The following is a 25,127-nucleotide window of genomic DNA, read 5'->3' as shown; positions in this document are numbered from 1 at the left end:
TTTAAGTAGCTTGAATCAGTTTATTAATATCAGCAATTACCTCTGAATAAAATATAGAGGGAACATCTTTGAGCATAATTTTGTCTTGCCAATTTTCCCCAATAAAGTAAATATCCTTTACTGTAGCAGTAGCAGATCCGCCTTGATACCAAGCATATAAGCCTTCAATATGTGCAGATGCTTTAATATCATATTTTTTGAATTTCTTTGTAAGTTCCGTTCGTCCACCATCACCATTAGACTTAATCCAACCGTATTTTTCAATCGTTGAGGCAACAAAATCTGCTCCCTTGGGAATATCCATATTGATAAGCACGCGAGTATAGTTTTTATTCTTCTCTTCGTCAAGAACGTGAAAAACTTTTCTTTCGAGTTGTGGAAATATCCCCTTAAAACCCATTTCATAAACTTTATCTTTCCAAATAACTAATTGGTCTGTGGTTAGATAAATTGGGTGTAAGATCCTAATCGTATCGGTGTTATTTAACTCTATCTCCTCATCTTTTTCATTATAAAGGGAAGCTCCGTCTGAGCAATAAAAGACATCCTTGAAGGTATCATTTTCATCAAACACACCCCAAAGAAGCTTCATTGCATAGACAAACATAATTGGATGCTGTAAGAAGATAGCTTGCCATTGCCTCGCTTCCCAATATCTTGATTCTATCAAGTATTTTTCCAAGCGACTACTCTGTGCTTTTACAATGTCTCTAATTTCCTTTTCAATTTCTTTAAACTCTTTTTTTAAATCAGAAGGAGTCTCTTTTGGAACAGATTTACGCATTTTGTTATCTTCATCGAAAAAACATAGGTTAAAATCTGAATTAACAAAAGCACGATACTCATCCTCTCCAACCTTAAATGTTTTAAACAAGCCATCAAAGCCAAAGTCTGGCACTATTCTATCTGCTAATTCATCGGCAGTTATATTTAATTCTAGTGCAGCAGCTTCCAATGCTTGTATAGCTCTGTCACTTACAGAAGGGCGTTTACTGGCAAATTTTCTCGAAATAACTTCAACGATTCTTAGTGCTTTATCTGTACCAACCATCGCTATCGCTTCCACGGAATATTCAGCCATTTTATACCGTTTTTCTTCCATGTTTTTCCTGAAAATGGCATTCAAAACTGGTAAAATTTCATTTCCTCCTATCTGCCCACCAGTAGAGAGATAATGCTTAAAATTTGTATTAGAACCACTTTCAAAAAAGGCTTGAATCAGTTTTTTAGCAAATTCACCACATTTACTTTTATCTAGCGCATTGACTATTTGGCGAGCCTCAATATCGGAATTTAACCCTTTGCTTCGAGCCATTCGATAGAATAAAAATCTGATTTGTGATTGATTTAATTCTGTGCCATCTTCCTCCCAAAAAAGTTTTGGTAATGTACTCTCATCAATCCATTTTTCAGTAAACTTGCTAAGTTTACCTCTCTTTTCTGCTTTTTGTATGAGTTCTTGAAGTCTGGAAAGCGTCAGTTTTTTTCCGTAAAGCTGTTCCGAAAGTGCATCTAAAATCACATCACGAGTATCATCATTTTTCTCTGTATCAACAACATTTTTGAGCGCATCAAAGGCAATATCTGTATTTAAGTATGATAACACCAATGCCCCCGTAACTCGACTATCAACGGTTTTTGCACTTAATAATCCTTTAGCCCTTTCAAAAACAAGATTGCCTAATTTGCTAAGAGTTTGAGCAGCTAATATTCGATTGGCTTTATTAGCGTGATTTTCAGCAAAATCCCAGACTTTGTCTTCGATAGATTGGAAATTATATTTTTCTAATTCAGCCAAAATTGCTGAAAAGTATTCTTTCCGTACATATTTATTTGATTTAAATAGCGCATTCCCTAAATATTCTAAACTATTTTCTTTAAATTCTACACTTAAAAAGTGTATAAACTCAGGATACAAAAAATCGGAAGTTGAAACGTATTTATGTATTTTATTTTGAGCATTTTGAGCATCATATTTCAATAAAAATCTTGCCATAGCCGTACTCAATTGATAATGTGTTTGCTCATAAATTGCATAATTATCATACATCATACCCCATGCTTTATCACTATGAAAAGTATATTTAGACCTTTCATTCATATATTCTTCTATGAGTTCAAGAACTTTTTCTTGATATTTACTTGGAAAACTTTCGCATAGTTTGGCATAAATTGAAAACTTCTCTTGAAATTGAGCTTTTCCTTTAAACATGGCATTTAAAACTACTTCTTCATGTTTTTGAGTATTTTTATCAAGGATAAAAAGGGCATTTTTTAAATTAAATTGAAGTATTGTCCTATTATCATAGATTTGTGAATCACATATATACTTCTCATATTTACCCTCCAGCCCTTGAGGGTAATATTCATATAAAAATTGAAGTGTAGTATCCTTGAAATTACTTGAATTGTAGCCATTAAATACTGCTTTATCTACTAAATCGATATAATTTTCCTTCGAAGAAATCCCAAGAATATTCTTATTTTCCTTTAGAAGTTCTAGTAAGAATTTAGCAAATGGGGTTAATTTTCTTTCTGAATATCCATCATTATGATGTATGTATTTAAAGTAAGTACCATGATTTTGATACTGAAGCACATAAGCTACAATTTGTTTTTTTGTAAATCCTTGCTTCTGCAAAAAAACTAAAAAATCCTCAGCACTCTCCGTTTCAGAATTTATTAATTTGTAAAATATGTACGCATTCACTAACCAATATACTTGTGAGTTGTGGTTAGCAGGTCTTATCAAACTTTGTATGATAGGGGCATGATAATCCCAAAACTGATAATTCTGCGAAACAGCACTGTTTAAAAAGTTAGTTAAATAATGATTTTCCAAACCAATAACGACATCTTTAAAATTTGCTGGTACAGGTATTTCACCCAACAAAATAGATTTTAAATTGTCTAATGATTTTGAGAGATTCTTAGCTTCATTTGGATTACTGTGTTCAATTTGCCATATAGCATTATCATAAGCCTGTTGAATAGCGTGTTCTTTCGTGTTCATAAGTTAAATTAATGTAGGAGATAAGTGATATGAGATTACGATAACTCCCTACATGCTCGATAAATATCTTTCCATCCCTCTCGGCTTTTTATAACGGTTTCTAAATATTCTTTCCAAACAATTTTATCTTGTACAGGGTCTTTTACGATTGCCCCCATGATTCCTGCGGCTAAGTCTTGAGCATTCATATTACCATCACCGAAATGAGCGGCTAAAGCTAATCCGTTATTCACTACTGAAATAGCTTCGGCAGTACTTAGTGAACCTGTTGGCGATTTCAGTTTTGTTTTACCGTCTTCAGTTACACCGTTTCTTAATTCCCTAAAAATCTTTACGATGCGTTCAATTTCTTGCAAAGCAGGAGCTTGTACGGGCAATTCTAAACTCTTTGCAAGACTGGCTACACGCCTACGCACAATATCCACTTCTTCATTTGCACTATCTGGAAGGGGTAAAATAACGGTGTTAAAACGTCGCTTTAATGCTCCAGAAAGCTCATTAACGCCTTTGTCTCGGTTATTAGCGGTGGCTATTACATTAAACCCCCTGATTGCTTGTACTTCCATGCTCAATTCTGGAATAGGCATTGTTTTTTCAGAAAGTACTGTAATCAACGTATCTTGAACGTCGGCTGAAATACGAGTTAATTCTTCTATTCGGGCAATTTTTCCATTCTTCATGGCAGTCATCATGGGTGTAGTAACCAAGGCTTTTTCGGTTGGACCTTCTGCCAATAAACGCGCATAATTCCATCCATAGCGAATGGCTTCTTCGCCAGTTCCTGCCGTTCCTTGAATTAATAAAGTAGAATCACCTGATATTGCAGCGGTAATATGTTCCGAAACCCATGATTTGGCTGTTCCTGGCAAACCATAAAGTAACAAAGCTCGGTCGGTTGTGAGTGTCGCAACTGCGATTTCCATTAACCGACGGTCACCGATGTATTTTGGTGAAACCTCAAAGCCATTTTTGAGCTTTCCACCCATTAAATACGTAACTACTGCCTGTGGAGTTAGTAACCAGTTGGGTGGCAAATGTCCAGTATCTTGTTTTTTGAGCTCGGCTAATTCTTCCGAAAATTGTTCTTCCGCATGTTGGCGTATAAGATTCATATTATCATTGTTTAAGGTGGGGATGTTGCTTGCAACATCTCTACAAATATATTTTTTGTTTTATCTCCATTGCTTTTATGATTGCATCTACAAAATGTTTTTCCCAATGATTCCTGTAATATGGATTTGCCGAAACAATAGGATATACTTTAGCATTTTGTAAGAAACTGATAGACGATGGATGTAAATGTTTTACCATGAAAATAGCAAGTTGCTCTGGAATAAAAGTATTTTGTTCAATGAGGATAGTATAAGTCTCCTTTAATATTTTATCAGAAAATCCTACTGACCATGTGCCATTCCAATTAGCAAAACAGGCTTCTAAAACTTGAAGGGAAGTTAACTGTTTGGTTGAAATGATGTATTGCTCTTGCTCACTTTTAGGTAATAACCCTAAAAGTAGACGCTGGTCTTGTAAAGTAGTAATCTTAAATAAAAATTTTGCCAAAGCTATATTTTTGTGTTGAAGAGCGTTTTTAATAATAGCATTTAAAAAAATAGCAGCTTCCTTTCCTGATAATTTTACCTTAAATGGTGCTGAAATAAAGTATTCTACTGTTGCTTCTAAATCTTTTTCTAAGTGATTAATCCAAAAATCAAAAGGTAAATATTCTAGAAAACAGGCAAGCCAATAATGCTGATTTGTCGTGAAAATGGCAATGTCTGGAGATAGCTCAAAACCATATTCAGATTCCATCGTGCTGATATTCATGAAGCTATCGTAATTATTGGGCAATGAAATAACTTTATTTTTTTTACCAGCCCAACCCATAATCCCTTTGGCTTTTTCATGGTTAAAGTATATTTCTAAGGCTTTGGTTGTGTAGATATAAGTATCAGTATCCACAATGCCCATTAGCAAGCCTTTTAGTATTACCCTGATTTCTCTTTGGGTCTTGCGTTCTTTTATTTTAAAAGTAAACTCGGGAATAATACTTTCTAAAAAAGCTACATCCGACAATTGAAAAGTTGTTTTTATGGTCTCAATAAAAGCCCTTTTATCGTTCAGAGATTCTTCTTTCCATGTCGTTTCTAACAATGATAAAGCTTTTTGAGGGTGCTCATTTCTAAGCTCAATAAATAATTCACGTCGTTCTGCAAGCTTTCCTTCTTTCCAGATTTGTTCTTCCGAAGCCAGTTCTTTTAACGTAATACTCGTTTTGAAAGTCAATAAGTCTAACCCTTTTTTACTAAGCACTTTAATGATTTTAGAATGGAATTTTTTAGGTAAACTTTCTGCCAAAATCAAGAGCGAAACAGTTGATTTTGCGGTACAGACTTGTTCCCTTTCTATCAATTTATCAAGCCAAAGATCTAATAAATCATTCCTGAGATTGTATGGCATCTCCAAAATTTCATTCAAAATAGTAGCAAATTTTTGCGGAGAAACTACAGCATTATTATGTTGGTTTTCTATTGGGAATTCTCCTACAAACCGTTTAGGTTTTTGTCCTGATTCTTCATAAAATGCCAAAAGTGCAGCCGTTTTTAAAAATCTAGCTTCTTTATCTGTATCAGACATTTTCTCGATGATAATCCGAATACTTTCAGGCAATAATTTTTCATCAAACCCAATTTTGTCTGTACCAAGGAGTGCTGTATTGATAAGTTGTAGTAACATATTTTATAACATTAAGTAATTATCTCCTTCGAAAATCCCCAATGGCAAAAAGCCATCACGCCTAAAAATACCTGCCAAATTCACAGATGTATTTCCTGCGTAAGCATAAAGCGTTAACATTTTTTCTTCAGTCCACGAATGACTAATTTCATGAAAATGCATGGTAGCATCACAGAGAATATGTTGTTTTTTGTCTAAAACGAACCGTAAATTATTGATAACCATGGGAATGTCATTGACGAACGGATATTTACCGAGTTGTTCAGCGCGAAATTGGAATGCATCAGTCCAATCATTAAACATTTCAGGAATTTTATCTAATTTTTGGACAAATTCTTTTTGTAGATTAATAACGGCCCTATGTGGTAAAACGGAAGGGAAAAAGACCAATTCTGCTTCTATCAAAGCACCTGGCAAAACGATATTGTCGAGCGGAGAATAGGGCGTACCAAAATTGAGTATCAAAGCAGAACGATTGGTTTTTGCCCCTAACAACCAATTTCGCTGTATTATAATCCCTTCCGACTCTTGTTGTTCTTGCCCTAATGCAATCCATACATCTTTTACTTTTTCGGCATTATGGTTTTGCAATAATTCTTTTGGGGATTGATTCCAGCCAACTAGGCTTTTAAGGCTTTGTTGCCATTCCAGAGATAATTTTGAGGAATTTTTAAAGGCCTCAATGAGTAAAAATATTTCAGCAGCAATCCGGAGAGAGTCTTTTTGCCAATCGTCATTTCCTAAATAATTTAAATCTCTAAAAGCCCGAACCCTCCCTGCCAATCCTGTTGCTTTGGCATCGACCATACGAGCGGCAATTTTTTCGAAGAAACTAGCATCCTTATTAGGTAAAGCTAACAAACCCGTTCTTACCAAGTCTTTTAGCCACAATTCCAATTCTACAATTCCACCTTCAACTTGTAAGAGGCGTTCATTCTGTCGTTTTTCTTTACTTTTTTGTGCTTTTTCTTCTGTATCTGATGATGTTTCAATGCTTACTTTTTTTTCAGTTTTTAGGTTTCTTTTGTCAATCCATTCTTTTACCCAATCTGGTTCACTGTTGGTTTCTGAAAATAGTGTAGGCTGTTTCGCAAAAGCTAACATTAAACCAATACCATGTTTACAGGGAAATTTGAAGGAAGGGCACGAACACTTATAAGCAATATTTTGTAAATCAATTTGGGTACGGTATGGTTTTGACCCACTTCCTTTGATTTCGCCCCAAAGTACACGTTCATTAAATTGCTTTATTAACCACTGATTGGCATTCGATAATGCTTTGCCCGCTTTTAGAGAAGCGGTATCTGGAGCAAGTGTCTCTACTTGTTGTTCTGAAAAGTTCAAGGTGAAGGTAGTTAGTAGATTTTTATTGGCTCAAATAAAGTAATAGTTCTATTAATTTCCAAATTGGGATAAAATAAATAACCGTTTACCCCAAATGGTCATGATGACCATTTGGGATTTTTTATTTTCTGCCCAGCCATAAAAGTGCATTAAGAATAAATTGATTTTGAGTTTTATTCTGAAAGGTATTTGATAAATCTTTATTCGTTTTATGTTCATAATCAATATCATTATGACCCATATTGACATAAAGCATTTTATAGTTTTTGTTTGTCCACGCCACAGGATAATCGCCACTATGCCAGATTTCATGTGCTTTAGGCCCTGTGCCTAAAGGGAAACTGCTAGGATGAATAGAAAGGAGTACTTCAATATTTGTATTTTTTCTTAAATCGTTCGTCCATCTATACCATTCATTAGGAGCAGAACTGAACGTTTTTGGTAAATGCTTAACAGCAGGATGTTTAGGATTTTCAATACTCAATACTGCCGGCGTTGGTCGCCAAGTATTGCTTTTGTATTCACCAGAGCCTAAAAACTGCTCGTGATACCAATCCCAATTTTGTGGGTAGGTTGAATTGTTAAGGGCAAAACCTGCGAAGTGAAAGCCTATCCATGCACCACCCTTTTCCATATATTGCTGAAAAGCGATTCGTTGTTCTGGCACTTCGGGGCGAGTATCTAAAAATAGCACTACCTGATATTGTGAAAGGAAATCAAGGTTAAGGTTTTGCCAATTATTGGTAGAATCATAAACAAAATGATGTTCTTCGGCCATTTTAGCAAACCATTTATTAGCCTCGTGAACATAACTAATATGTGCTTGGTCATTTTTGGCTGTATAAAAGCCTATTACTTTGAAGTTTGAAGAGTGTTTTTGTGCATTGCTTTCCAAAGAAGCTATCATACAGCAAAACAAGCAGGTAATTAATAGTAGTCTGCGCTGAATCATGGATATAGTTAAGTATAAATTTAGTTAGGCTAAATTTAATGATATACTCATCCTTTTTCTATCCTCTTTTAATTGGTATTGTTTTATTAAACAGGAGCCGTAAAGCAAAAAAGCCACCCGAGATAGTTCTCTGATGGCTTTTCATATTGGAGTAATTATTCGTTTACTAACTGCAAGGTTTCAGCTGTATGCTCTCTTACGCTTTCGCTTAGTTCAGCGTTTTTGCTCAACGATTCACCAAATGAAGGAATCATCTCTTTTAATTTTGCTTGCCATGCTGGCGTACTTAATTGATTAGGATAACAACGCTCTAATAAAGTAAGCATGATAGAAACAGCAGTTGATGCTCCCGGAGATGCTCCTAATAAAGCAGCAATAGAACCATCAGCAGCACTAACAACTTCTGTTCCAAACTCTAAGATTCCACCATGTTTTGGGTCTTTCTTAATTACTTGTACACGCTGTCCAGCCGTTTCCAATTCCCAATCTTCCATTTTAGCATTAGGTAGATAGTCTTTTAATGCTTCCAGACGGTCTTCTGGAGATTGACGAACTTGGTCGATTAAGTATTTTGTAAGGGGGATGTTATCTAAACCTGCCGAAATCATCGGAACAATATTGTTTGGCTTGATAGATAAAGGTAAATCTAACAGAGAACCATTTTTTAAGAATCTCGTAGAGAAACCAGCATAAGGACCAAAAAGTAATGCTTTTTTACCATCAATCATGCGTGTATCTAAGTGAGGTACCGACATTGGAGGAGAACCAACGGCAGCTTTTCCATATACTTTAGCATTATGACGTTCGATAACTTCTGGATTTACACATTTCAACCACTGTCCACTTACGGGGAAACCTCCAAAACCATTTCCTTCAGGAATAGCCGCTTTCTCTAATAAAGGTAACGAACCACCGCCAGCACCAATAAATACAAATTTGGCCCTGATTACTCTTTTATCACCCGTTGCTAAATCCTTTACTTTTATTTTCCAGAAGCCATCTTTCTTCTTCAATTTCTTTACTTCATGATTGAAATGAATAGATACATTTTGGTCATGCTGTAAATCTTCAAACATAATTCTGGTTAAAGCACCGAAGTTGACATCAGTTCCTATATCCATTCGAGTAGCCGCTACTTTTTCAGCAGGGTCTCGGCCTTCCATTACTAAAGGTATCCATTCACTAATTTGTTCGCGGTCTTCAGAATATACCATTCCATTGAATAAATGCGATTCCTGCAAACGTTCGTAACGCTTACGAAGATATTCTACATTTTTTTCTCCCCAAACAAAGCTCATGTGTGGTGTACTTTTAATAAAAGTATCTGGCGACACATCTTTGTTTTTTTGTACTAAGTATGACCAAAACTGCTTGGATACTTCAAATGACTCTGCAATAGAAATTGCCTTTGAAATATCTACAGACCCGTCAGAGAGTTGAGGCGTATAATTTAATTCACAAAAAGCTGAATGACCTGTGCCAGCATTATTCCAAGCGTCTGAACTTTCGGCTGCGGCAATGTCTAAGCGTTCAAATACTTCTATACTTAAATCTGGTTGTAGTTCTTTGAGTAAGGCACCTAAAGTGGCACTCATAATTCCTGCACCAATCAAAACTATATCAAGAACCTTGTCTGAATTACTATTTGTACTATTCATAAATCAATTAATTTTTTGGACAACTCTAAAAAAAGAAAAAATGAATTATATCAGTTTGAAAATTGGATATTCATAATAGGATTTATCCAATATTTAGTTCATCAAACAAAGTTATTACCTCAATTATCCTAAACAAACAGCTAGGGGCAATCTTATGAGTTATGTCCAATTACTCATTGGAATTAATCTATAATATGCGCAAAAACTTCAAAGAGATATGAAAAGATTTTACTGAAATTTTACTTTGAAGAAAAATAGAAGAAACAATATTGAAGTATGTTTAGCACATTGTGAATCAGCAATTAAGCAGAATGATGCAAAAATTTAATCATTTAGTAAATGTTTGAATTTTATCAAAATGTGTTGCTAGCAGGCTCATGGTTAAGTTTAATGCGCTTCTAAGGTCATAATTTATTCCATTTTCCAGCACTAGTAAGTATTTGCCGAAATAAAATAGTATCAGGAATATAGGTAGGAATTCCAGTAATATATATAACAGTTAATTTCGATTATTGAGCGAACTTTGTATCCTTATATAATCAATTTATTTCAATGTAAAACGCTTGTAGCAAGGATTGTATAATCAAAATCTTTTAATCTTCTGAAAATACTTATTCTATTAATTGAGGCTCTGTAAAAACATCATTTATTAAAAATTAATACTTATTTTGGAAAGTAAAGAGACACATTCTTAACTAAGAATAGGAGTTTTAATTAGAAATAAATGGCTATTTTTTGCAAAAAAGAGCTTAAAAAATAATGGGAAAGTCCTATTTTCAAAAAAATAGTCAATTTTGTTGTCTATTTTTTTGAAATCGTGAACGAATATCATTTTTTATAGGTTATAAAGTCATGTTAATATCCAAAAAACATACAAAAGGCATTAATATTTACTCAAAACGATTAATTTTACCTATCAATGTTCATGTACCAGACTAGAAAAATACTACCGATAATGTTCTTGACAACGTTATTGGTTTTAAAAATTCCCTCGAAACTATATGCTCAAACGGTTGTTCAAGAAAATCTGTCTAGCAAAACAGAAACGGCTTCTAAACTAGAAGATGCAACACTCGAAAATGTCGTTCAATATGCGATTAAGAATCATCCACAAATTCAACAGTCATTTATCGATCAACGAATCGTTGAAAACACGATAAAGAGTAAATTGGCTGACTGGTATCCGCAGATTAACTTTAACTACAATTTACAGCATAACTTTTTGGTTCAAACAAGTATCATCGGGGGCAATCCTGTAAAGCTAGGGGTTGATAATACTTCGGCCGCGCAGTTTTCTGTTTCACAGAATATCTTTAACCGAGATGCTCTTTTAGCGAATAGAAGCCAAAATGATGTTCGTTTACAAGCGAGTCAGGCTACGACAAATACCAAAATTAATTTGGCGGCAAATGTTTCAAAAGCATTTTATGCAGTGTTGGCAACGAAGCAACAGATTAAAGTGACAGAAGGAGACATTATTCGTTTGCAGAGAAGCTTGAAAGATACTAAAAACCAATACAGTGCTGGAACAACTGACAAAATAGACTATAAACGTGTAAGCATTACGTTGAACAATACATTGGCTTTGAAGAAAAGCAATGAAGAATTATTGAAGGCTAGATTACAAAATTTGAAGTCGTTGATGGCTTATCCAGAAAATGAAGAATTAGTAATTGTGTATGATACCCTACAAGTAGACAGAGATATTATGATTGATACTTTACAACAGTCAGATTTTACCTCACGCATTGAATACAAACAATTAGCTACGTTAAAAAACCTTCGTGAAGCTGAATTGAAGTATAATAAATGGAGTTATTTACCTTCTGTTTCCTTCAACGGAGCCTATAATCTTAACTTCTTGAATAACACTTTTACAGATTTATATTCAAAAAACTATCCTAATTCATTTGCTAACTTAACGCTTTCGTTACCAATTTTTCAAGGAGGAAAGCGTAAAGCTAACATCAACTCGGCCGAATGGCAGTTGAAGCGAGTAGACTTAGATGTTAAGAACCTGAAATTAAGTGTAAATACAGAATATCAACAAGCGTTGGCTACATATAAAAGCAATTTAGCCGTGTTTCTCTCACAAAAAGAAAACATGGACCTTGCTAAAGAAGTATATGATTTGATTCAACTGCAATATCGTTCGGGTATCAAAACCTATTTAGAAGTAATCACTTCTGAGACCGACCTTCGTACAGCCAGAATTAATTATTACAATTCGCTTTACTTGGTATTATCAAGCAAAGTAGATGTACAAAAAGCATTAGGTCAACTTAACTATTAAAGGCTGACATTTTGATAGCATTCATATTTCTCTCATTTCAATACTAAATCATTTACTGCTGCTAATAAGAGCAGGGAAATAACAGACAACTTAAACGAATAGAACCAACATGTTTTTCAATAAATCAACACAATATTCAATCATTGCAGCTTTGTTTTTATTAAGCTCATGCGGTGATAAAAAAGCTCAACAAATGCCAGCGCCTCCAGCGGTTCCTGTAACGATTGAGGCCGTACAAGTAATGGATGCTGCATATCATGATGAATACCCAGCCACAGTAACAGCATTGGATGTGGTAGAATTAAGACCTCAAGTAAGCGGTTTTATCACAGGAGTACATTTTAGTGATGGTAGTAGAGTACGTAAAGGACAACTGTTGTATTCGATTGATACACAATTGTATGAAGCTAACTACGACCAAGCAGTGGCTAACCTAAGTGTTCAGGAAGCTAATTTGGTAAAAGCACAAAAAGATGCTAATCGTTATCATGAGTTAGCTCAAAATGATGCCGTTGCTAAGCAATTAGTGGATAATGCAGACGCTGCCTTGGAAGTAGCCAAAAAACAAGTTGAGGCTTCAAAAGCTAATATCAAGGGCGTGCAAACCAATGTACGCTATACTAAAGTATATGCTCCATTTGACGGAGCCATCGGTATTTCATTAGTGAAAAAAGGGACGGCTGTAACAGCAGGCCAAACGATATTGAATACTGTTTCTACTGATAATCAATTAGCGGTTGACTTTAATGTTGACCAAAAAGATATTTACTACTTCACCAACTTAATCCAAAAAGGGAAAGCTAATAATGATTCAACTTTTACGCTTGCTTTTGGTGGCGACGTTTATCCTTATACAGGAAAACTTCTTTTGATGGATAGAGCCGTTGACCCACAAACAGGAACGATAAAGACGAGATTAGCTTTCCCAAATCCTAAGAACTTACTTCGTTCAGGGATGACGGGTACTGTTAGGGTATTGAGTACTTCTAAAAAAGCTGTTGTAATTCCTTATAAAGCTATCTCTGAACAATTGGGTGAGTTTTTTGTATATGTGCCGGGTGATAGTAGCAAGGTAACGCAAAAGAGAGTACAATTAGGTACAGCTTTAGGAACAAATATCATTGTAAAATACGGTTTGAAAGAAGGCGATAAAATCATTGTCGAAGGGATTCAAAACCTACGAGAAGGTTCTGTTTATACGACAGAGGTTCCAGGAGCAACACCTCCAGCTAAAAAATAAGTTTATGAGCTTAGTGTTTATGAGTTCACGTTATTGTTGGCTCATGTATTAAACTCATCAAATTAACATCATAAATATCACGTTGATAGCTTCCAACTATCGACAGATACAATTTTAATAAGACATAAAAATGATAGCAGATGTTTTTATAAAAAGGCCAATCACCGCAATTGTTACTTCGTTGGTGCTAGTCATCGTAGGAATTATTGCCTTGACTACGTTGCCTATCTCACAATATCCAGATATTACTCCGCCAACGGTTACTGTAACAGGTAATTTCACGGGAGCAGATGCCCAGACGGTAGAACAAACAACTACCACGCCAATTGAAACTCAAATCAATGGTACTCCGGGCATGACATATATGTCGAGTAACAGTACAAGTAGTGGACAAAGTAGTATCAACGTAACTTTTGACATTGGTACTGATGTTAACATTGCCGCACTAGATGTACAGAACCGTGTAAGTGTGGCTCAGCCAACTTTACCAGATGCTGTTAAGCGTTTGGGATTAACTGTTCGTAAGCGTAACCCAAGTATCATGATGGCCTTGGCTTTGTATTCGCCCAATGGAACACACGATGCAAAATTTATCGGAAACTTTGCCAATATCTATGTAAAAGATGCCTTACAAAGGGTAAAAGGAGTAGGTGATATTGTATCAAGAGCGGATGATTTTGGGATGAGAATCTGGTTGAATCCAGAAAAATTGGCTGCTATGAGAATGACACCAAGCGATATTACCGCGGCTTTGGCAGAACAAAACCTTCAGATTGCTGCGGGTACGGTAGGAGGAAATCCACAACCTTCAACGCAGGCATTTGAATATAGTGTATTGACAAACAGTCGTTTAAATACAAAAGACCAATTTGAAAACATCGTTGTAAGGACGTCGCCTGCTAATGGTAGTATTGTATATTTGAAAGATGTAGCAAGAGTAGAATTAGGAAGATTTGACTATGGTTTAAATGCCTTTGTTTCTGGTAAACCTGCTGCTTTCGTAATCATCTACTTAGCACCTGGGGGAAATGCACTAAATACCTATGAAGGTGTAATGAATGCATTACAGGAAATGAAAAAGACTTTCCCTAAAGACATCGACTATGTGGTGCCTTTAGAATCTGCTTCAGTAGTAAAAGTATCAATTGAAGAAGTAATCCATACGCTGGTTGAGGCTTTGATATTGGTAATTCTGGTGGTATTCTTATTCCTTCAAAACTGGAGAGCAACCTTGATTCCTATTTTGGCTATTCCAGTATCATTGATTGGTACGTTTATCTTCTTTATTCCTTTTGGCTTTACTATCAATACGCTTACACTATTTGCCTTTGTATTAGCGATTGGTATTGTGGTGGATGATGCCATTGTGGTAGTAGAAGCCGTACAGCATAATATGGATGAACATGATATGACACCTAAGGATGCTACGGTGAAGGCTATGAAAGATATTTCTGGGCCAGTAATTGCCATTGCATTAATTCTTGCAGCGGTGTTTGTACCAGTAAGCTTTGTACCAGGGATTGTAGGTAGACTATACCAACAATTTGCGATTACAATTGCAGTTTCTGTAATTCTTTCGGCATTTGTTGCCCTTTCGTTAACGCCAGCATTGTGTACCATCATGCTAAAGCCATCGAAAGATAAAGATGCTAAAAAGAATGCTTTAGAGAAATTCTTTGCATGGTTTAACACCAAGTTTGATAGCCTTTCATTTGCTTATACAAGAGGTGTGGCTAAATGGATTAAGGCTACGCCAATGGTATTGGTAATGATGGTTTGCTTGTTTGTAGGTTTAGGATATTTGTTTAAATCTAAACCAACAGGGTTTATTCCTACTGAAGATGAAGGGCGTTTGTATGTAACTTACGAAATGCCTGAGGCTACTTCAACAAGCAGAAACGTGGCGTTGTTTCAAACGATTATGAAGCGTCTTGAGGTGCTACCAGAAGTAAGAGTCGTAGGGGGGATTTCAGGCTTAAATATTGTGAGTTTTTCTAATAAAACCAACGTGGGTACTTTCTTTGTTAACCTAAAACCATGGTCTGACAGAGAAGGAAAAGAACACCACGTTCAGTCGGTAATTGAAAAAATCAAGAAGAGTACGGCTGATATTAAAGAAGCCAGAGTCCTTGCAATTGCACCGCCAGCAATTCCTGGATTAGGACAAACCGCTGGTTTTACCTTTGAATTATTACAAACTACTAGTCCAGATAATGTACAACAGTTTGAAAAAGTAGCCCGTAAGTTCTTAGCAGCGGTAAATCAACGTCCAGAAATTGGGATGGCATTTACGTTCTTTAGCTCACGTACACCAAGTTATCAAATAGATGTTGACCGTGAACAAGCTAAAAAACAAGGCGTACAAGTATCAGATGTGTTTGGTACACTTTCTACACTATTAGGTAGTTCGTATATTAACGACTTTACGTTGTACGGAAGAAACTTTAGGGTAATGGTGCAGGCAGATAGTAGTTACCGTTCTTCTTTAGATAAAATAGAACAATTTTATGTAAGAAACAATGTAGGAAACATGGTGCCGTTGAAAACGTTAGTGAAAGCAAAAGTAGTAGAAAATGCCGCTTTGATTTCCCACTATAACGTATATCGTTCAATAGAAATCAACGGTTCGCCAAAACCAGGGTTTAGTAGTGGACAAGCCATTACGGCTTTAAAAGAAGTAGCAGCGACCACGTTACCGACAGGTTATGGTTATGAGTTCTCAGGGATGAGTAGCGAGGAATTAAAAGCAGGTGATAGTACCACTACTATTTTTGCCATATCTATTGTATTCGTATTCCTATTCTTAGCGGCTTTATACGAAAGTTGGTCTATTCCTTTCTCAGTATTATTTGCCGTGCCAATTGGAGCTTTTGGGTCAATCTTGACACTTACATTTTTACCCAATCTTTCTAATAACATTTATGCACAAATTGGTTTAATTACACTAATCGGTCTGGCTGCAAAAAATGCCATCTTGATTGTAGAGTTTGCCAAAGAGCGTGTAGATAGGGGAATGGAGCTGATACCAGCAACTTTGGAAGCGGTTCAACTGCGTTTACGTCCAATCATTATGACATCCCTTGCTTTCATCTTAGGCGTTTTACCCTTGGCTTTTGCAAGTGGTGCGGCCGCAGAATCTCGTAAGACTATCGGCTGGACAGTTTTTGGTGGTATGCTATCGGCAACATCTTTAGCGATTTTCGTAGTGCCTGTACTCTTTGTATTAATCGAAAAGATAGCAGGAGGAAACAAAAAACATGAAATTTTACCAAAAGTAGAGTAAAAGCATGAAGATTTAAGGTAATTACACTTCAATATGGATAAGCTAACATAAAAGCATTATTAAGAATTAATAATGTTTTGTGTTAGCTTTATTTTTTGAATTTAGAATTGTTTATTATCGCGTTGTTAAATAGAAATCGACAATGGTTTCGGAATAATAAACACTACCATAATCCTTCAATTTCATGAAAAATATTTTTTGCATTTTATTGCTAATTGTCTCTTTTTCAAGCTTTTCACAAAACACAAAACAGCTAAAACATCCTAAGAACATCATTTTATTAATTGGTGATGGTATGGGGGCAGCACAAGTTTATGCGGGTATTGTGGCTAACAAGGGACATTTGAATATTGAGAGAAGTCAATACATTGGCTTTCATAAAAACCAAGCAACAGATGATTTTGTAACTGACTCTGGAGCAGGGGCAACAGCATTGGCTATTGGACAAAAATCATACAATGGGTCTATCGGAGTAGATAGCTTGAAAAAAGCTCAACCTAGTATTTTAGAAATAGCTGAAAAGAATGGTTTAGCAACGGGCTTATTGGCTACTTGTTCTATCACACATGCTACGCCTGCTTCGTTTATTGCACATCAGCCTTCTAGAAGTATGGTTGAAGAAATAGCGAATGATTTCATGAAAACAGACATTGATGTTTTTGTAGGGGGGGGTAGAAATCACTTTGCAAAGCGTAAAGATGGTAGAAACTTAATTGATAGTTTGAGAGCTAAAAATTATCAAATAGCCAACAATATTGATGACGTAGAAAAAGTAAAATCTGGCAAATTAGCAGGTTTTTTAGCAGATGAAGAACAAGTGAAAATATCAGAAGGGAGAGGTGAGCAGTTATTAAAATCTACCAAAACAGCGTTGAATATTTTAAAGCAGAATAAGAAAGGCTTTTTTGTAATGATTGAAGGTTCACAAATAGACTGGGGCGGACATGCTAATGATACTCAGTATATTATCAATGAAATGACTGATTTTGATAAAGCCATTGGTGAAGCATTTGATTTTGCAGATAAAGATGGAAATACGTTAGTAATCATCACTGCTGACCATGAAACAGGAGGTTTTTCATTGATTGATGCTGATAAAGAGGGACATGTTGAGGGAAAGTTCACTACAAAAGGTCATACTGGCGTAATGATTCCTGTGTATGCTTATGGAGTAGGAGCAGAAGCTTTTTCTGGCATTTATTTCAACAATCAGATTTTTGATAAAATGTTGAATGCCTTTAATTTTAAGAAATAATTCTTTTGGATGGTCATTCTAATAGGAGAATGACCATCCAAAATTTATTTACTTAACAGCCGATATATTTCCGCTTGTGAACGTAAGCGTAAAGCAGTTTCATCTTTTGGAAAAAATACATTGTTTGATGAATCATCAATCGCAACAGCTTGAATGGTATCGCGGAGCTGTAAATCAATGATTTGTAAGATTTCTTGCTTGATGGTTTCATTATAAATAGGAAAACATACCTCTATTCTTCGATAAATATTTCTATCCATCCAGTCTGAAGAACCCATATATACTTCTTTATTTCCTTGATTATGGAAGATAAAAACCCTACCATGTTCCAAGTATTTATCAATGATTCTTCGTACGCTAATATGCTCGCTCATGCCTACAATGCCGGGGATCAAACAGCAGATTCCTCTGATAATGAGATTGATTTTTACACCAGCATTTGAGGCTTCATATAGTTTACTAATCAATACTCGTTCCTCTAAATTATTCATTTTTAGGGTAATAGAAGCAGGTAACCCATTTTTAGCATTATTAATTTCTCGGTCTATTAAAGCGATAAACTTATGCTGTAAGTTGAATTGAGCAACCAATAAATGTTTGAAATTACTAATATCTGAAATGTTTGGTTTTCGTTTCTTTTTACTAAGAAAACGAAAGACCAATTCCATTTCTTGAAGCATTTCTTGATGAGCTGTCAATAGAATATGATCAGTGTAAAACCTTGCAGTACTTTCGTTGAGATTGCCAGTGGCAAGTAAGCCAAAGTAATAGGTTTTCTTACCCATTTTTTTCTTGACTAAAGCGATTTTTGCATGGACTTTCAGAGATGGTACGCTGTAGATGATTTTTACACCTTCAGCTTTCATCCTTTTTGCCCATTTGATATTGTTCTCCTCGTCAAATCGAGCTTTTAATTCAACCAAAACTGTCACTTTTTTGCCATTTTTTGCTGCACTAATCAAGGCATTTACAATTCTCGAATCGCTGGCAACTCTATAAAGTGTTACATAAATTTCTTCTACATTTGGATTGATGGACGCTTCATTAAAAAAACGAAGTACTGTATCATAAGACTGGTAAGGCGTATGAAAAATCATATCTTTCTGACTAATTTCATCAAAAAGTGTTTTTTCTTCAGTAATTTGATGAGGAATAGCGGGCCAATTGTCGTATTTCAAAGTAGCATGATGAATGGGAATGGAAACGAAATCTTTTAAATTATGATAACTTCCACCCTCTATGATACTTTGTTTTTTCAGATTAAGGTATTCCGTTAGCGTATCTAAGTGGTTTTTAGGAACTTTGGCATCGTATAAAAAACGTGTGGCAAAGCCCAAATCTCTTTTCGCAATTTGTTTTTCTAGCTTCTCTACTAAATCACCTTTATAGTCATCTTCTAATGCCAAATCTGCATCTCTCGTAGTTTTAAAAGTATAGAATCCTGTAATGGTTGATTTCTTAAAGACTAGATGAAGATGCTCTTTGATAATATCTTCTAAAAAGACAATATATTGTATTTTATCCTTAACGATACTGTGAAATCTTGGTAAATCATTCGATGGAATATTAATGATTTGAATTTGTTCCTCTGGATGTTTTTCAGACGATAATACAGCTAAGGCATACAGTTTATTGTTTTCAGGGAAAAAGCTTTTATCGCTTTTTAATAATGATATAGGCTGTAAAAAGGCAAGTACTTGTGTAAAGAAATATTCTCTTGTAGCATCCAGAATAGTAGTAGGGATGGGTTCATTATAAAAAAGATGGATATTGTTTCCCTTTAGAGCAGGTAGTATTTGTTCGGAAAGCGTTTTTCCAAAACGTTGTAATTGATGGTTCACAATCTCTTTGATTTTATTGAGAACCTCTTTGTTTCTTCCTGCATCGTCCAGCTCATCTTTTTCCGAAAGCTTTTTCAGTGCCATCAAAGCAGGCACTCTTACTCTGTAAAACTCATCTAGGTTTGAAGAATAGATAGAAAGAAATTTTATTCTTTCTAATAATGGTACTTCATTTCGTTGGGCTTCGATTAATACTCGTTCGTTGAAGTATAACCAGCTAATATCTCTGTCGAAAAATGTAAAATCTTGCATGAAATATGAGAGAATAATTAAGTAGATTAAAGCTACTAGAAATCAGGTAAGATTGAAATACTTTTAATTTTCTTAACAAGATATTAATTTAAAAGGATATCATATCGGTTTACAAGCCAAGTTTCATCGCAGCATTATGTTGTTTGATATTTTCAAGGCGAGTATAGCGAATAATCATGGCCGAAGTTTTATGTTTTGTTTGTCTCATTACCTCACTGTCGTCAGCTCCGTTGAGTTTAGCAATGGTGATAAAAGAAGCTCTGAGTGAATGGGCCGAATATTTTTCACCTAAATAGCTTTTTACTAAATCGTTTACCGTTTTATCGTTGAGCCTTTCGTCGGTTAATTGATTTCCCTTTCTAATCCTAACGAATAATGGACCTGTAGTTCTTGCTAACGTCGTTATCCAGTTTTGTAAAGTTCTTACTGGACAAAGGGCAGTTTCTGGACTATAGAATATTGCTTTTTCTTCGTAGTCGCCATATTGATTGGTTTTACTTGTTCCCATAGATATGATAAGACCGTCTTCTGAAAATGTTAAATCTTCCAAGTTTAAAGCCACTAATTCTGAACGTCTGAACGCCCCAGTAAATCCTAATAACAAAATAGCCTTGTTTCGTAATAAAGTAAGGGTGTTTGTTTCTATACTACGCAATACTTTTTTAATTTCCTTGATATTAAAAGCAGGGGTTTGTTTTTGTCGGATGCCTTTTGTCCTTTTAATGCCTTCCATCACCGCTCTAAATTGACGGTCTTGCATAGGAATATCTACATTATTCAAATGGTGCAATTTGGCAATGGCTGCAAAACGACGATTAATCGTTGACCACTTATGAGTATCTGCTAAATATGCCGCATAGCCAGCCAAAGTAGTAGCCGAAATAGGCATCATTGTGAAGTTATTTTCTTCGCACCAATCTTTGAGATGCTTTAAATCTGCTCGATATGCTCTTTGTGTATTTGCTGCACCTTCTAAACCTTTGCGACCATAAGCATTTACTTTTTCGGCAAGTGTCTGAACATTTGCCAAAGCATGGTTATCAACGGTCGAAATTTCTTGCATGGTTTGATTTTGTTTTAAGCTTTGCAAATATACTTTTACTTCTGATAATGTTTAATTATCGGAAGTAAAAATTTACCTATAAAATTTCATTATAAAAGGCATAATTATAACATCGTGATTTTTACTTTGGTATGACGTTGTATTTTTTGGAAGTCTGATTTATTGAAGGTATAGATTTCAGTGCAACCATTATTCTCTGCAATTGCTGTATGCAGACAATCATTGATATTTTGGAAACCTATCAATTTTGCTAATTGAATACCTCTGATAAAATCTGTTGTTGTATAAGCAACAGGCTTTGCAATCATAAAGTCTTGAATCATTATTTCAATATCAGATTCTCGACAACCTAAACGATTAGCGACATAGCTAAGCTCCTGTAAAGTTAGAAGTGATGTGAAAAATACTTTCTCTCTTATGGCTTGTTCGTAAACGGCAATTGCTTTACTATGGCTAAGTTGGTTTTGATTAAATAAATAGTTGATTAGAACATCTGTATCAAAATAAAGCATAGCATTATAAGTTTACTTCATTAGCCAAAGCAGACAAGTCTAAACCTTCAGGAACAATAATCACTTCATTTTTCAATCTTGCTTGTTCCGTTCTTTTAAACATTTCTGTATAATCAATATCCTTATTTTGCTCACTTTCTTTTACGGTAATATCTATCATTACAGTAGAGCCAAATAACGACTTAATTGATTTTACAATATTTGGTAGCGCGTTGACGGGTATTCTAAAAGTAGCCTCCATAACATTGTTGTTTTTGTCAAATTTACTTTATTATAAAATACGGTGGTTAAATTTTACCAATTATTAACTTAACATTTCTACATGAAAACTTTTATAATCAAGCTTTAAACAAATTTTACTATTTAGTCTGAAAAAATATTGAATAATTCCAATATTTTTTCAGACTTTTGTTTTACAAAGTCTCAAATTGAGACAATAATAAATTTTACCTTTCAAAAACTCAATTTTATACCAATCTTCTATTTACAATGAAAAAGAAAACATCCACAATACTTTCGCTATTGCTCATGAGTATATCTCCTATGTTGAGTTTTAGTCAGAAAAAAACTGATACTCCTGCTCCTATCATAGCCAACTCAAGCACTGGCGTTGTCCAGACTGAATTTGGTAAAGTAAGAGGCTATGTTCACAAAGGCATCTATACTTACAAAGGGATTCCTTATGCCGTATCAGAACGCTTTATGCCTCCGAGTAAACCAAAAGCTTGGGAAGGTATAAGAAGTTCAATGACTTATGGGCCAGTATGTCCGATGGATGCAACGACTTCGGTAAACGATGTAATTGAGTTCGCATTTAATCACAATTGGGGTTATACTAATGAAAATTGCCAAAGCCTTAATGTTTGGAGTTCAGGAATCAACGACCAGAAAAAACGACCAGTGATGGTATGGCTTCATGGAGGTGGTTTTACAGCAGGTTCTTCTATTGAACTCCCTTCTTATGATGGCGAAAATTTGAGTAGAAAAGGCGATGTAGTGGTTGTGTCTTTAAACCATCGTCTGAATATTTTGGGCTTTTGCGATTTATCGGCCTATGGTGATAAATATAAATATTCTGCCAATGTTGGTATCATGGATTTAGAGGCGGCTTTACATTGGGTAAAAGCAAATATTGCTAATTTTGGTGGTGACCCTAATAACGTGACGATTTTCGGACAATCGGGCGGTGGTGCTAAAGTGACAACGTTGATGTATGCCCCTTCGGCAAAAGGCTTTTTTCAGAAAGCTATTGTGCAAAGTGGAAGTTATAGAACTAGTTTCTTAGAAAAAGAAGATGCTCAGAAAGTAAGTGCCGCTTTATTAGAAGAGTTAGGATTGCAGCCTAGTCAAGTAGATTCTTTGCAAAAAATACCATACGATGTTTTAAATGCAGCGGGCAAAAGAGCTCAGCAAAAAGTACAAGCCAAAATGAAAGCAGAAGGAAAAGCTTTTGTGGGTGGTGGTTTAGGCTGGGGACCAAGTCATGATGGCAACTATTTACCTTATCAGCAAGTAGATCCAGCAGGAATTGAAATTTCTAAGAATGTTCCCTTATTGATTGGTTCAACAAAGAATGAATTTATGGCATCGTTGATTAACCCTGCTATTAGAAATTTTTCAACAGACGAAGCGAAGGCATTTTTACAGAAAAAATACGGAGATAAAACAGAAGCTTATTTAAAAGCAGTGGAGAAAGCTTATCCTAATACGACTAAACCATCTGACTTAATCGATATTGATGTTGCAACGTTTCGCCCGGGGGCTGTTAAACAAGCAAATATTAAAGCTACTGCTGATGCCGCACCCGTTTATATGTATATGTTTACTTGGCAGTCGCCTATCATGGATGGTATGTACAAGGCTATTCACTGTATAGAAATTCCTTTTGTATTTGATAATATCGCTCGTTGCGAAGAAATGACTGGAGGTGGAAGTAGTGCTTATGCTCTTTCAAATAAAATCAGTCAGGCTTGGATAAACTTTGCTAAATCGGGGAATCCCAATCACAAAGGCTTACCAACTTGGCAAAAATATTCTGCTGAAAATGGTGCAACCATGATTTTGGATAATGAATGTGTTCAAAAATTTCATCATGATAAAGACTTACTTGAAATAACGGCAGGTAAGTAATCTAATCTCTAGATATTTTTTAAAACGGTTTGGACGATAAGTCGAAACCGTTTTTTATTTAATGGGTCTTGGGGAACGATAATGCAGAGTTTATCACATTACATCTGTTTGGTAAGGCTTAAAGAAAAGAGATTTACAAGAATAGATTAGCTTTTTGGTATCCTAAATTTCATTTTTAACGCAAATTGAGACATTTTGAATAACTTTTGAACAGAAAAATCAAATAATTATTCTTCACTTTGTCCTGTTAATTATGAGAATACTTTAATAACAGAAAAGTATTCTTGAAAACCCTCAAACGTGAAGCAATAAAGCTGTTTAAAATGATTTTGCTTAAACGGATTTATCTTATTGGGGCATTCTTTTTCTTTCCTGTAGAATGGCTAGTAAAACATAGCTGATTATACTGAAAGCATTGCGGGAAGAATAGAAAATATACTCTATACGTGGTCTGGGATTTTTTGGAAAAAATAGCTTTAACATAAATATTCAATGAAAAAAACGATACTCTTATTATTTAGTTTAATTGCCTTTGTTACTGTAAGTTGTGCTCAATCTGTTGAAGAAGGCGGTGTTTTTAATAATCCTTTATTGCCCTCAGGAGCAGACCCTTATAGTTTTTATAAAGATGGTTATTACTATTATACCCATACTTCTCAAAACAAATTAGTGATTTGGAAAACAAAAAGCATAGCCGATTTAAAAACTGCTGAAAGCAAAGTAGTATGGATTCCCCCTGTGGGAACAATGTATTCTAAAGAGCTATGGGCTCCTGAAATTCATTTTATACAGGGAAAATGGTACATGTATTTTGCTGGTGACGATGGCGACAACAATCATCACCGAATGTATGTATTAGAAAACCCATCTATAGACCCTATGAAAGGCGAGTGGACTTTTAAGGGAAAAGTAGCCGACCCAGCAGACAAATGGGCGATTGATGGTGATGTGTTCGAGCACCTTGGTCAGTTATATATGATTTGGTCGGGTTGGGAAGGTGACAAGAATGGAGCACAAAATATTTATATCGCTAAAATGAAAAACCCTTGGACGATTGAAGGGAATCGTTCAATGATATCAGGCTCTGACTTTGAATGGGAGAGACATGGCGATATTACAGGCGACCCTAACCTTACTCACGTAAATGTTAACGAAGGCCCTCAGATTTTAATGCATGGCAAAAAACTATTCATTATTTACTCAGCAAGTGGCTGTTGGACTGACTTTTATGCCTTAGGAATGTTGACGGCTGATGCAAGTGCAGATTTATTAAACCCAAAGAGTTGGAAAAAATCGCCAGAGCCTGTATTTAAACAATCGCCAGAAAATGGCGTATTCGCTCCAGGGCATAATTCATTTTTCAAATCGCCAGATGGTAAAGAAGACTGGATTCTTTACCATGCTAATTCAAAGGCAGGACAAGGTTGCGGGGGCTTTCGCTCGCCAAGAGCCCAGAAGTTCACATGGAACGCCGACGGCTCTCCTAATTTTGGGATTCCAGTAAAAGAAAGTCAAACATTGAAAAAACCAGCAACAAACAATTCAAAATAATTCATAA

The 25,127-nt window shown here is 35.3% G+C and carries 16 protein-coding genes; 6 read left to right on the top strand and 10 right to left on the bottom strand.

The annotated features are described in order from the left end of the window. Position 1 precedes the first annotated feature (1 nt). The 6 genes from AC07XN_RS04340 to AC07XN_RS04315 all read right to left on the bottom strand — a co-directional run bounded on the left by AC07XN_RS04340 (position 2) and on the right by AC07XN_RS04315 (position 9,700). A complete protein-coding gene (locus AC07XN_RS04340) occupies positions 2-3,013 on the bottom strand; it encodes a DUF4132 domain-containing protein (RefSeq protein ID WP_494742148.1) in 3,012 nt (1,003 codons plus the stop codon). Between the two features lie 35 nt (positions 3,014-3,048). After that, complete coding sequence (locus tag AC07XN_RS04335) at positions 3,049-4,125, bottom strand: ATP-binding protein (RefSeq protein ID WP_494742147.1); 1,077 nt, start codon at positions 4,123-4,125, stop codon at positions 3,049-3,051. A 40-nt stretch (positions 4,126-4,165) separates the two neighbouring features. Continuing rightward, positions 4,166-5,746, bottom strand: coding sequence for a DUF5691 domain-containing protein (locus tag AC07XN_RS04330; RefSeq protein ID WP_494742146.1), 1,581 nt, complete (start codon positions 5,744-5,746; stop codon positions 4,166-4,168). A 3-nt stretch (positions 5,747-5,749) separates the two neighbouring features. Further along, positions 5,750-7,090 carry an SWIM zinc finger family protein gene (locus AC07XN_RS04325; protein ID WP_494742145.1) on the bottom strand — a complete coding sequence of 447 codons (1,341 nt, stop codon included), beginning with the start codon at positions 7,088-7,090 and terminating at the stop codon, positions 5,750-5,752. 121 nt (positions 7,091-7,211) lie between these two features. Next, entirely contained in the window at positions 7,212-8,042 is an 831-nt protein-coding gene (locus AC07XN_RS04320) for a ThuA domain-containing protein (protein ID WP_494742144.1), read from the bottom strand. Between the two features lie 155 nt (positions 8,043-8,197). Next, a complete protein-coding gene (locus tag AC07XN_RS04315) occupies positions 8,198-9,700 on the bottom strand; it encodes a malate:quinone oxidoreductase (protein ID WP_494742143.1) in 1,503 nt (500 codons plus the stop codon). 925 nt (positions 9,701-10,625) lie between these two features. Between AC07XN_RS04315 and AC07XN_RS04310 the strand changes: the two genes are divergently transcribed. From AC07XN_RS04310 to AC07XN_RS04295, 4 genes are all read left to right on the top strand, one after another. Beyond that, complete coding sequence (locus AC07XN_RS04310; RefSeq protein ID WP_309923858.1) at positions 10,626-11,993, top strand: TolC family protein; 1,368 nt, start codon at positions 10,626-10,628, stop codon at positions 11,991-11,993. A 109-nt stretch (positions 11,994-12,102) separates the two neighbouring features. Then, a complete protein-coding gene (locus tag AC07XN_RS04305; RefSeq protein WP_494742142.1) occupies positions 12,103-13,233 on the top strand; it encodes an efflux RND transporter periplasmic adaptor subunit in 1,131 nt (376 codons plus the stop codon). Positions 13,234-13,363: 130 nt separating this feature from the next. After that, the gene (locus tag AC07XN_RS04300) at positions 13,364-16,516 is read left to right on the top strand and encodes an efflux RND transporter permease subunit (RefSeq protein ID WP_494742141.1); all 3,153 of its coding nucleotides are present in this window, start codon (positions 13,364-13,366) and stop codon (positions 16,514-16,516) included. A 184-nt stretch (positions 16,517-16,700) separates the two neighbouring features. Then, a complete protein-coding gene (locus AC07XN_RS04295; RefSeq protein WP_494742140.1) occupies positions 16,701-17,771 on the top strand; it encodes an alkaline phosphatase in 1,071 nt (356 codons plus the stop codon). 44 nt (positions 17,772-17,815) lie between these two features. Here the strand turns inward: AC07XN_RS04295 and ppk1 are convergent, their stop codons facing one another. From ppk1 to AC07XN_RS04275, 4 genes are all read right to left on the bottom strand, one after another. After that, positions 17,816-19,864: a polyphosphate kinase 1 gene (gene ppk1 / locus AC07XN_RS04290; RefSeq protein WP_494742139.1), complete on the bottom strand. Its 2,049-nt coding sequence runs from the start codon at positions 19,862-19,864 to the stop codon at positions 17,816-17,818. Between the two features lie 109 nt (positions 19,865-19,973). Further along, positions 19,974-20,927, bottom strand: a complete 954-nt coding sequence (locus tag AC07XN_RS04285) for a site-specific integrase (RefSeq protein ID WP_494742138.1) — start codon at positions 20,925-20,927, stop codon at positions 19,974-19,976. Positions 20,928-21,031: 104 nt separating this feature from the next. Continuing rightward, positions 21,032-21,439, bottom strand: coding sequence for a type II toxin-antitoxin system VapC family toxin (locus tag AC07XN_RS04280; protein ID WP_494742137.1), 408 nt, complete (start codon positions 21,437-21,439; stop codon positions 21,032-21,034). 4 nt (positions 21,440-21,443) lie between these two features. After that, positions 21,444-21,680: a hypothetical protein gene (locus AC07XN_RS04275; protein ID WP_494742136.1), complete on the bottom strand. Its 237-nt coding sequence runs from the start codon at positions 21,678-21,680 to the stop codon at positions 21,444-21,446. 248 nt (positions 21,681-21,928) lie between these two features. On the opposite strand from AC07XN_RS04275, the gene AC07XN_RS04270 reads away from it, so the two are divergent. Both AC07XN_RS04270 and AC07XN_RS04265 read left to right on the top strand, forming a co-directional pair. Further along, positions 21,929-23,569, top strand: a complete 1,641-nt coding sequence (locus AC07XN_RS04270; protein ID WP_309923875.1) for a carboxylesterase/lipase family protein — start codon at positions 21,929-21,931, stop codon at positions 23,567-23,569. Between the two features lie 492 nt (positions 23,570-24,061). Continuing rightward, the gene (locus AC07XN_RS04265) at positions 24,062-25,120 is read left to right on the top strand and encodes a glycoside hydrolase family 43 protein (protein ID WP_494742135.1); all 1,059 of its coding nucleotides are present in this window, start codon (positions 24,062-24,064) and stop codon (positions 25,118-25,120) included. The last annotated feature ends 7 nt before the right edge of the window (positions 25,121-25,127 follow it).

The sequence above is a fragment of the Arcicella sp. GW458-12-2-14-TSB2 genome (genome assembly GCF_059423785.1).
This window is presented reverse-complemented; position numbering and strand designations above follow the sequence as displayed.

Bases quoted from the DNA above. Each gene is read 5' to 3' on its own strand.
- AC07XN_RS04340 (WP_494742148.1), bottom strand. From the start codon at position 3,013: ATGAACACGAAAGAACACGCTATTCAACAGGCTTATGATAATGCTATA.
- AC07XN_RS04335 (WP_494742147.1), bottom strand. From the start codon at position 4,125: ATGAATCTTATACGCCAACATGCGGAAGAACAATTTTCGGAAGAATTA.
- AC07XN_RS04330 (WP_494742146.1), bottom strand. From the start codon at position 5,746: ATGTTACTACAACTTATCAATACAGCACTCCTTGGTACAGACAAAATT.
- AC07XN_RS04320 (WP_494742144.1), bottom strand. From the start codon at position 8,042: ATGATTCAGCGCAGACTACTATTAATTACCTGCTTGTTTTGCTGTATG.
- AC07XN_RS04315 (WP_494742143.1), bottom strand. From the start codon at position 9,700: ATGAATAGTACAAATAGTAATTCAGACAAGGTTCTTGATATAGTTTTG.
- AC07XN_RS04310 (WP_309923858.1), top strand. From the start codon at position 10,626: ATGTACCAGACTAGAAAAATACTACCGATAATGTTCTTGACAACGTTA.
- AC07XN_RS04305 (WP_494742142.1), top strand. From the start codon at position 12,103: ATGTTTTTCAATAAATCAACACAATATTCAATCATTGCAGCTTTGTTT.
- AC07XN_RS04300 (WP_494742141.1), top strand. From the start codon at position 13,364: ATGATAGCAGATGTTTTTATAAAAAGGCCAATCACCGCAATTGTTACT.
- AC07XN_RS04295 (WP_494742140.1), top strand. From the start codon at position 16,701: ATGAAAAATATTTTTTGCATTTTATTGCTAATTGTCTCTTTTTCAAGC.
- ppk1 (WP_494742139.1), bottom strand. From the start codon at position 19,864: ATGCAAGATTTTACATTTTTCGACAGAGATATTAGCTGGTTATACTTC.
- AC07XN_RS04285 (WP_494742138.1), bottom strand. From the start codon at position 20,927: ATGCAAGAAATTTCGACCGTTGATAACCATGCTTTGGCAAATGTTCAG.
- AC07XN_RS04280 (WP_494742137.1), bottom strand. From the start codon at position 21,439: ATGCTTTATTTTGATACAGATGTTCTAATCAACTATTTATTTAATCAA.
- AC07XN_RS04275 (WP_494742136.1), bottom strand. From the start codon at position 21,680: ATGGAGGCTACTTTTAGAATACCCGTCAACGCGCTACCAAATATTGTA.
- AC07XN_RS04270 (WP_309923875.1), top strand. From the start codon at position 21,929: ATGAAAAAGAAAACATCCACAATACTTTCGCTATTGCTCATGAGTATA.
- AC07XN_RS04265 (WP_494742135.1), top strand. From the start codon at position 24,062: ATGAAAAAAACGATACTCTTATTATTTAGTTTAATTGCCTTTGTTACT.